This window comes from Nitratidesulfovibrio liaohensis, assembly GCF_011682075.1.
Taxonomy (GTDB): domain Bacteria; phylum Desulfobacterota; class Desulfovibrionia; order Desulfovibrionales; family Desulfovibrionaceae; genus Cupidesulfovibrio; species Cupidesulfovibrio liaohensis.
On the sequence record NZ_VSMK01000021.1, the window covers coordinates 1 to 9,268 of the forward strand.

Here is a 9,268-nt window from a genome sequence, read left to right on the forward strand (position 1 = left end):
GTGGGCCGCCACCCGACGGAATAGCATGCCGCGCCGGGGCGGGCAGCCCGCCCCGGCCATCGGGCGTCGTGCACGCGCCCATGCGGTGCCATGTTTCGCGCGGTGCGGACGCCATGGCATCCCAAACGCACGGCGACACCATCCGGCGCGCACATGTTCCCCCTGTCCATGTCTCGGAACGTGCTCCACCCCCTTGCGGTGGTTACCTGCGCCTGCTAGTGTTCGTCTACTCGATACATGCCGGGGCATGCGCATCCGGACGTGCCCGCCTTGGCGTTGCGCACCGTCACCCGGCCCGCAACCGTCCGCTCCAGTTCCAATCACGTCCCGTTCCTACCGCATCCGGCCCAATCCGCCACGCATCCCAACCCGGCCTGTCCGCTTCCACGCCGTTCTTTCGGAACTTGCCATGCCCACTCCGCCCAGCATCCTGGTCATCGACGACGACCCACAGGTCCGCGGCTCGCTGGCGGACTTTCTGTCGGACAGCGGCTACGCGGTCCTGCAGGCCGAAGATGGTCGCGCCGGTCTGGATGCCTGGCAGGCGCACCAGCCGGACCTTGTGCTGGTGGACCTGCGCATGCCGGTGCTGGACGGGCTTTCGGTAATCCGGGCCATCACCGCCTCGGGCCTGGGCACGCCGGTCATCGTGGTTTCCGGCACCGGCGTGCTGCGCGACGCCGTGGCCGCCCTGCGCGAAGGTGCCTGGGACTACCTGACCAAGCCCCTGGAAGACATGGGCGCTCTGGAACACACCGTGGAGCGCTGCCTGGAACGGGCGCGCCTGCTGGCGGAAAACGAGGCCTACCGGGCCGGGCTAGAAACGCGCATCGCCGAGCGCACCCGCGAACTGAGCACCGCCTACGACCAGCTCAGCGGCATGATGGAAGCCACCGTGGATTCGCTGTCGCGGGTCACCAACCTCAAGGACGCCTACACCGGCACCCACCAGGCCCGCGTCACCGTGCTGGCCACGGCCATGGCCCGCAGACTGGGCATGCCCCACGACGAAGTGGAGGCGGTGCGGGTGGCAGGCATGCTGCACGACATCGGCAAGCTGTGCATCCCCGCCCAGTACCTGCTCAAACCCACCGTGCTCGATACCCACGAAATGGCCTTCATGCGCCAGCACCCCCAGTTCGGGCACGACATCCTGGAGCGCATTCCCTTCCCCCATCCCGTGGCGCGCATGGTATTGCAGCACCACGAGCGCCTGAACGGCTCCGGCTACCCCCACGGCATCGCGGGCGATGCCATCCTGCAAGGGGCGCGCATCCTGGGCGTGGCCGACGTGGCCGAGGCCATGTGCTCGCACCGCCCCTATCGCCCCGCCCACTGCCTGGAAGCGGCCATGGACGAACTTTCGACGGGCAGCGGCACCCTGTACGCCGCCGAAGTGGTGGACGCCTGCCTGGACCTTTTGCGCGGCAACCACGCCGACATCCCGGATGTGGCCGAAGTGCTGCGCCAGTTACGCAGCGGCGACACCGTGTGCTCGTGAGCGCGCTGTCCCGCACCGCCTGACTCGCCCGTTACGCCCAGTCCGCGTCTGCCCCCCTGCCTCCCCGTCTGCCTGACGCTCCTGTTCCTGTCGCCCGCCCCGTTACGCAGGTCCCCCGTCGCGCCACGTCGCGTCACGCCCGCTTGGCAGCATCGTGACCGCACAATGCCCGCACCGCAACCACGCCGCCCCGTCACGCAAGGCCAACGCAAGATCGGGACCGCCCCGGCTGGGACGATCCCGATCATTGTTCATGGCTTGAAACCGCAAGACCTGCCTGACGCCGCAGTGACGGCCTGCCCCCCTTTCGCGCGCTCAGGCGTTGTCGCGCTGCATCTGCTCGATGATGGCCTTCAGCTTCTGGGCCTGCGCCGCAAGCTCGCTCACGGCCAGGGCCGACTGTCGCATGGCGTCGCTGGTCTCGGTGGAGATGCGGTTCACCTCCTCCACGGCCCGGTTGATCTCATCGGAGGCGGCGGACTGTTCTTCACTGGCAGTAGCGATGGAGCGCACCTGATCGGACACGGAATCGGCCAGGGCCACGATGGACGCCAGCGACTGCCCCGCCTCGCGCGCCCTGCCGGTAACGCTTTCCACCTCGCGCGCCGTCTCGCCCACCTGGGCGATGCTCACCTTGGCCCCCTGCTGGATGCCGCCGATGGCCTCGCCCACCTCCCGGGTGGCAATCATGGTCTTTTCCGCCAGCTTGCGCACCTCGTCGGCCACCACGGCAAAGCCGCGCCCGGCATCCCCCGCGCGCGCAGCTTCGATGGCGGCGTTCAGCGCCAGCAGGTTGGTCTGGTCGGCAATGTCGGAAATCACGCCCAGAATGGCCCCGATGCGCTCGGCACTCTTGCCCAGGGCGTCCATGTCGCGGTTCAGGGTCTCGGAATGGCGCTGCACAACGCCGATGCCGTCGATCATGGCCTCCACGATACCCGACCCGGCCGATGCCTTGGCCTTGGCGTCGCCCGCCGTGTCGGACGCACGTCCCGCGCTGCGGGCCACCTCGAGCACGGTGGCGTTCATCTCTTCCATGGCCACGGCGGTCTCGCCGGTGCGGCGGCTTTGCAGTTCCGCCCCGCGAGAGGACTGTTCGATCTGCGCCGAAAGCTCTTCCGACGCGGCGGAGACGATGTCCACGATGCCTTCCAGTTCGCGCGCGGCGTGCAGCATGCCCTCGCGCCGGGCCTGCTCGCCGCGTACGCGGGCCTCTTCGGCCTCCGCCATGGCCTGCTGGGCCTTCCTGGTTTCTTCTGCCGCAAGACGGGTCTGCTCCTGCGACTCGCCGATCTTGTCCTTGAGCGTGCCCACCATGGATCGCAAGGCGTCGGCCAGCTGGCCCACCTCGTCGCCCGTGCGCACGGTAAGCTCGGAACCCAGGTCGCCCCCGGCCACGGACGTGGCAAAGGCGGTGGTGCGCGCTATGGGCCGCGACAGGGCGCGCGCCAGCAGCCAGGCCACCCCGATCATCACCGGCAGCACGCCCGCCATCACCGCCAGCGAGGAATCGGTCACCCGGTCCTGGGCGTCGATGATGCTGGCCACCGGCATGCCGATGAACCACATGCCGATGGTCTTGCCCTCCATGTCCAGGATGGGCCAGTAAGCGGTCTCGTATTCGCTGCCCAGAATCTGGTTGCGCGCCAGAAAGGTCTTGCCCGCGCTGAACACCGTCTCCATCACCTTGGGGTTGTCCATGCGCGTGCCGATGGCCCGCTTGCCGTCGCGCACGATGGTGGTCATGACGCGCGTGTCGCCCTTGAACACGGTAACCTCAAGCCCGGTGAATGACTTGATGTCGTCCACGAAGCCCTCGCGCACCAGCGAGGTGCCGATGGCCACCGTGCCCACCACCTTGCCGTCGCGGCGGATGGGCGCACCCGCGCGCAGGGTGAACGGCACCACCGTGCCGGATATGACCCCCACCGTGGCTTCGCCGCGCAGGGCCCGGCGCACGGTGTCCTGGTCAAGCACGGAATCTCCCGTCTTGTCCGAATGGCCGCGTGCCAGCACGTTGCCCTTGTCGTCGGTGACGGTCATGAAGTCGGACCCCACGTCACGCATCAGCCGTTTGGCCAGTTCGGACGTGCGCGCGCCGTCGCCCGCGGCCACGGCGGCCACGAAATCCGCATGCTGCGCCACAAGGGCCGCTTCCTCAAGGAATTTCGCGGAACGGTCACCAATGTTGCGCACCACCACGTCGCGCAGCCGGGTAACCGCCTGGGCCGATTCGTCGGCGAAACCGCGTTTCATGAAATGGTGGGCCGTGCCGAAAATGGCCGCCGCCGTCAGCAGCACGATACAGATGACCATGAGGAGCAGTTTGCGAAGAATCGTCAGCTTCATGCACGCCTCGCACGGTAACAAGGTGAGTGTGTACTTCACATATCGGACAACCACTCACGAACATTAGGGAACACGGATCACCCAATGCACTTTCGAACCGTGGCACGCGCCTGCCCGGCGGCCTGCCTTTTGCTCCATGTAACAGAGATGACGGGCTGTTGTCTCGTTCCGGCAACCACATGGCGTGCGCAACGCGGGGGGGCACGGCGCACGATGAAGGAGCACCCGCGCGGAAAGGCCGCATGCTCCGGCAACGCGATGGGGAATGCCTCGTGTGCGCGAAACGGTAAGGAAGGGAAAAAGAAGGAAGGTGCCCGGTCAGTTGCTGTTGCGCAGCGAGATGGAATGCTTTTGCAACAGCTCATACAGCCGGGCGCGGGAAAGGCCGGAAAGCGCGATGGCAGAGGCTATCTCGCCCCGGCTGCGCCGGATGAGTTCCATGAGGTAGGCGGACTCCATGCGGTCCATGGTCACCTCGCGCGCGGAACGGAACGAGGGGAACACCTCGTTGGCGAAGCCGAACCGCTCCCGTTCCACGGGCGGCGGACAGGTGTCCGACGAAGGAGCGGGCATGGCGCCGGATTCCCCGTGCAGGTCGGCTGCGGCCATGGCGAATGAACCGCCGGTGCCCGAAGGAACCGCCGCCCCCTGCATCCCCGCCCCCCCCGCCGGGCCAGTGCCACCCGGCAGGCCAGCCCCTCCAAACAGGCCACGCCCGCCAGAAGGGCCATACGCGCCAAGCTGGCCAGGCTGACCGGAATATCCGGACAGACCGGACGGGCCAGACGGGCCGGACGGGCCAGTTTCCGCCCCGTGGCCACGACCGTTGTCACCGGCCCCGGTCCCCGTCTCCGCCATGCCCACCACCGTACCGGCAACGAACATGGGCGGGTGCACCTCTTCCTCATGCTCGCGCGCGGGGGCCAGGTCGCGCCGGGCGCGCATGACGTGGCCGCGAATCTCCACCGGCAGGTGCTGGGGGTACAGCCGTTGTTCGGCAAAGGCCGCCTGCACCGCGTAGTGCAGGGCGTTGATCAGGTCGCGCACGTTGCCCGGCCAGTGGTAGATCTGCACCGCATCCACGAAGTCGGGCGACATCTGCTTGGTGGCCAGGCGATGCTGGCGGCAGATGCGGTCCACGTAGTGCCGGGCCAGTGGCTCTATGTCGTCGCGCCGCTCGCGCAAGGGGGGCAACTGAATGATGCGGGTCTTCAGACGGTGGTACAGGTCCTTGCGGAAGGCCCCGCGCCGCACCATGTCCTCGATGTCGCAGTTGGTGGCGGCCACCAGGCGGAAATCGCTGCGCACCTCATTGCGGGCGCTGATGGGGCGAAAGGTGCGTTCCTGCAACACCCGCAACAGCGACTTCTGCACCGAAAGGTCCAGGTCGCCGATTTCGTCCAGAAAGATGGTGCCGCCGTCGGCCTGCTTGAACAGGCCATCGCGCGCGGCGTCCGCCCCGGTGAACGATCCGCGCTCATGCCCGAACAGGATGCTTTCGGCCAGGGTGCTCGGCAGGTTGGTGCAGTCCACCACGATGAAGCCACGCCCGGCACGCTCGCTGTTCTCGTGCACGGCCCGCGCGAACAGTTCCTTGCCGGTGCCGGTTTCGCCGAGGATCAGCACGTTTGTGTCGGTGCGGGCGGCCACGCCCAGCGAATGCAGGCAGCGCTCCAGTGGCAGACTGGTGCCGATGATGTCGCCGCGCTTGATGTTGGCCTGGCCGATCAGGGCCACCTTTGCGGCATGATGGTACAGACAGCGTTCCAGCACCTGGCGCACGGAGGATTCGGGAATGGGGTGCAGCAACACGTCCCAGGCCCCGGCGCGGATGGCGTCCTCCGCCCGGTTGCCCGTGCGCAGGGCCGTAAGGGCCAGCACCTCCGGCTGGCCGCGCATGGCGGACAGTTCCGGCAGACAGGCCAACCCTTCCGGGCCGGGCGTATCCACGTCCAGCAACACCACGTCGCACGCGCGGCGGCGCCCGCTGGCCACGGCCTCCTCGCAGGTGGAAACCACACGGCACGCATGCCCGGCAGCGGTAATGGCGGGCACAAGGTATTCCCTGTACCGTCGCGTGGGATCAATCACCAAAACGTCTGCCATGGTCCCTTCCACCGGCCGCATCCGCCGGCCCCCGCTCGTGCGCGGTTGCGCCGCCTCTCGTGCATCCGCCCGTCATGACACACCTGGCAGGCTCTTGCGCAGCCAGATGTCCCGCACCGAATCCTCGTAACATCTTGAATGAACACATCCACCCTGTGGTGATGCGGCGTCCCCCGAATCCCCCCCGGCCTCCCGCTGTCCATCGGCACGGACCATGCGGCACGCATCTGACCATATGTTATGCCACAGCATTATATTTTCGGAAAGGGGGGTAGATTTATGCCTTGCTGCATCACACCGGCTTCCGTACCCCCGTTTTGCCCCTCTTGCAGCCCCTGCTGTCCGCATTCTCCGGACCCTGACCGGTCCGGCCGGACCGTTTCCCGGTCTGCCCCGACCGGAAACGAACCACGAAGAAAAACTCTAACACACCTTCATAAATCAATATTTTTCAAGAACGGCACAGCCATCCGCACGAATGGCACGGACTTTTCATATCTTTGCGTCAAGCGTCATTGTCTGCCTTTTGTGGACAACCTGGAGAACCGCCATGAGAAGATTCCGCGAAATTCGCGTTCACCCAGACCTGCTGAAACGCATCGACACCGCCGCGGAAGAAATGGGCATTACCATGACGGCCCTCGTGGAGGGGCTGCTGGAACGCTACCTGTTGCGCCGCGATGCCAAATCGCGGGATGACACGGACCGGCGTTCCTTCGAGCGTCATCCCATCCGCCTTCCGGGGGTGGTGTACGTCACCGAGCCGGACGGCCATTACGGACGCTACCAGCCCGTGGAACTGCACGACATCTCGCTGAACGGCGTGGGCTTCCGGATGCCCCCCAATGCCGAACTGGACATGCGCCTGGCCGATGCAGAATTCGAGGTGATCTTTCGCCTGGACGACAGCAACCCGCCGGTGCGCATGCGCTGCCGCAGCACGCGCAACGAACGCGGCAAGGGTGCCACTCGTGTAGGTGCGTCGTTCATTGGCGGCGATGCCGCCAGCCATGCCCTCATGGAGCGCTACTTCGTCCAGTAGCCGCCCATCCCCCGCACCTGCCGCGCGACCCCGAAGGTAATCCCGGTCGCACGGAAGGCACGCTTTTGCCCGGCGTCCGGGCGGCACGTCACCCCCGGCTCCACCATCTTTCCCGTTCCGCCTTGCCCGCCCTTGACCACCCTTGCCCGTCCTGGCAAGACACGCCGGCCCATGCGAGTCAGCCATAGGCTCGTGCCCGCCCAACACCTGCCCACCCGCAGCAGCCTTCCTGTCCCCGCCCCTATCGCCTATCCCTTGTCCCTTGACGCGCCCCGCGCCTTTCGAGCAAAGTCTCGTCCACAACAGCGCGGAGACAACGCGGGAACAACACGGACAGCGCCGGGTACCCCCGGCACGCCGAACCACCCGCCATGCAGGTGCGGGCAACGGCCCCCTCCCCCGCGAGCACGGCAGCGCCCCGGCGCGCGCCGCCCCCACACGAGCATAACCCCCAGGAGACAGGGACATGGCGGAACATACTGCGGAAAAGCTTGACGTGCAGCCCTACTTCGACGTGGAACTGCTGATGAACACCAGCCAGGAAACGCGCATCGGCGGCGAGGTGATGAACCGCCTGATGCAGCGCTGGGAAGCCTGGATGGACAAACTGCACGCCCTGCACATCAGCACCGGAAAGATCCAGTACCTTGTGGTGTGGCTGGACAGCGATGTGGAAGAAGACGTGGACGCCGCTTGGGAAGCCTCTCCCTCCGACGCGTTCATCGTCAATTCCCTGGCCCAGACCATGATCATGAGTGCGGTCCACATGCTGCTGCCCGAAGTGGAAGACGTGGGCTGCGCCCCGGCCCCCAAGCCCACCGACAAGCTGCGCGCCGCGCTGGAGGCCGAAGGCCTGCCCTACAGCGGCGACGGCCCCACCCTGTCGCGCCGCTACGCCGTGGTCACCCACTTCCCGTTCAAGGGCGGCTGCGAAATCTGCACCCTGCTCAAGGACTGTCCCAAGGGGTCCGGCGCTGCGGGTGCACCGTCATCCATCGTGCTGCCTGGGTACGAGCCAGGCACCGAATAGCCCACGGCAAGCGCAAGGCTGCCTAGACCACACACCGGAACGTAACCGCAAAACGCACGGCCATGGCGCGCACCAGCACGCCATGGCCTTTCCGTTGCGCGGGGCGCGCCTTTACTTCGCCCGACGACTGCCCTAGAATGCGCGCCCAAGGAACCGGACAGGATGAACGGCCCGGAGGCGGACATGTCCACGGATTTCGCCATGCAGTTTCCCGGGCTGCTCCGCATGAGCCCCGGGCTGCTGCGGACCTTGTCCGCACCGCTCGACCCGTGGCGCGACCCGCCCTACCTGACGCCGCCGTCCCCCACCCTGCTGGACAAGACCCAGACCATCGTTGATGACATGGAGGCCGATGCGGCGGCCGAACGCCAGCGCCTGCAACGCGCTGCCTACAGCCCCCCCAGGGGCGACACCCGCCGCCAGAGCCCGCTGGTGGTGCCTGAGCGCATCGCAGGCACGCTGGTTTCGCTGATCGGCTGACGTGGCAACCGGCCTTGCCGGTGCCCCCGATACGGTCCGGCCTGTCGGTTCCGGCGAACCTGGCGGGGCTGGCAAGCCTGGCGAATCTGGCCAGTCTGGCCAGTCTGGCCAGTCTGGCCGGTCCCATACTTTCCCAAGGAGCGTCCATGAGTCAGGACCCGAAATACCCGACCCGCATCCGTTACGAATACGAGCACGATTCCGGCGTGCGGTTGGAATACGCCCACGGAGTGTGGGGCGGCATCAACCCGCAGGGCGAGATCGAAATGAGCTTCTACATAGAAACGGACAAGATGCCGCCGTTTTCCGAGCGCCTTGTGGCGCCCGACGGCAGCTTCGGCCATGAGGTGGCCCCCTACGACGAGAACCTGAAGGTGATCACCCGCCACATCCGCTCCAAGGTGGTGCTGAACTACCACACCGCCCGCGCCGTTCTGGAATGGCTGGAGGAAAAGGTGGAAACCCTGGAGATGGAAGAGGAAGGCGGCATGATGTACGAGGGCGAAGGCGGCCTCGAACAGTAGCAGACAGGCTGTCTGCCACTGTTTCATGCACTGAAGCCTCCGTTGCGGTGACGCAGCGGAGGCTTTCTCATTGGTCCGACTGTCGAAAGAAATGGACGCGACGCGGGAGGCCACACCGCCGGGCGCCCAGTCAGCCGCCCGTCAGCCGCCCTCTACTGGCCGCCCCTATTGGCCACCCCGCAGGCGGGCCAGCAGCGGGCGCAGCCGCGACAGCACCGGTTCCGCCAATTCCGGGG

The 9,268-nt window shown here is 66.8% G+C and carries 7 protein-coding genes; 5 read left to right on the forward strand and 2 right to left on the reverse strand.

Annotated features, from left to right (window positions below):
• Positions 1–409: 409 nt before the first annotated feature.
• The gene (locus FVW27_RS01020) at positions 410–1,501 is read left to right on the forward strand and encodes an HD domain-containing phosphohydrolase (protein WP_167121968.1); all 1,092 of its coding nucleotides are present in this window, start codon (positions 410–412) and stop codon (positions 1,499–1,501) included.
• A gap of 315 nt (positions 1,502–1,816) precedes the next feature.
• On the opposite strand, the gene FVW27_RS01025 is transcribed toward FVW27_RS01020, so the two are convergent.
• Positions 1,817–3,850 carry a methyl-accepting chemotaxis protein gene (locus FVW27_RS01025; protein ID WP_167121970.1) on the reverse strand — a complete coding sequence of 678 codons (2,034 nt, stop codon included), beginning with the start codon at positions 3,848–3,850 and terminating at the stop codon, positions 1,817–1,819.
• Positions 3,851–4,168: 318 nt separating this feature from the next.
• A complete protein-coding gene (locus FVW27_RS01030) occupies positions 4,169–5,956 on the reverse strand; it encodes a sigma-54-dependent transcriptional regulator (protein WP_167121972.1) in 1,788 nt (595 codons plus the stop codon).
• A gap of 550 nt (positions 5,957–6,506) precedes the next feature.
• On the opposite strand from FVW27_RS01030, the gene FVW27_RS01035 reads away from it, so the two are divergent.
• The 4 genes from FVW27_RS01035 to FVW27_RS01050 all read left to right on the forward strand — a co-directional run bounded on the left by FVW27_RS01035 (position 6,507) and on the right by FVW27_RS01050 (position 9,032).
• The gene (locus FVW27_RS01035; RefSeq protein ID WP_167121974.1) at positions 6,507–6,998 is read left to right on the forward strand and encodes a PilZ domain-containing protein; all 492 of its coding nucleotides are present in this window, start codon (positions 6,507–6,509) and stop codon (positions 6,996–6,998) included.
• 466 nt (positions 6,999–7,464) lie between these two features.
• Positions 7,465–8,028, forward strand: a complete 564-nt coding sequence (locus FVW27_RS01040; protein ID WP_167121976.1) for a hypothetical protein — start codon at positions 7,465–7,467, stop codon at positions 8,026–8,028.
• Between the two features lie 183 nt (positions 8,029–8,211).
• Positions 8,212–8,508 (forward strand): hypothetical protein, encoded by a 297-nt coding sequence (locus FVW27_RS01045; RefSeq protein WP_243838127.1) that lies wholly within the window; start codon positions 8,212–8,214, stop codon positions 8,506–8,508.
• A 146-nt stretch (positions 8,509–8,654) separates the two neighbouring features.
• A complete protein-coding gene (locus FVW27_RS01050; RefSeq protein WP_167121979.1) occupies positions 8,655–9,032 on the forward strand; it encodes a hypothetical protein in 378 nt (125 codons plus the stop codon).
• The last annotated feature ends 236 nt before the right edge of the window (positions 9,033–9,268 follow it).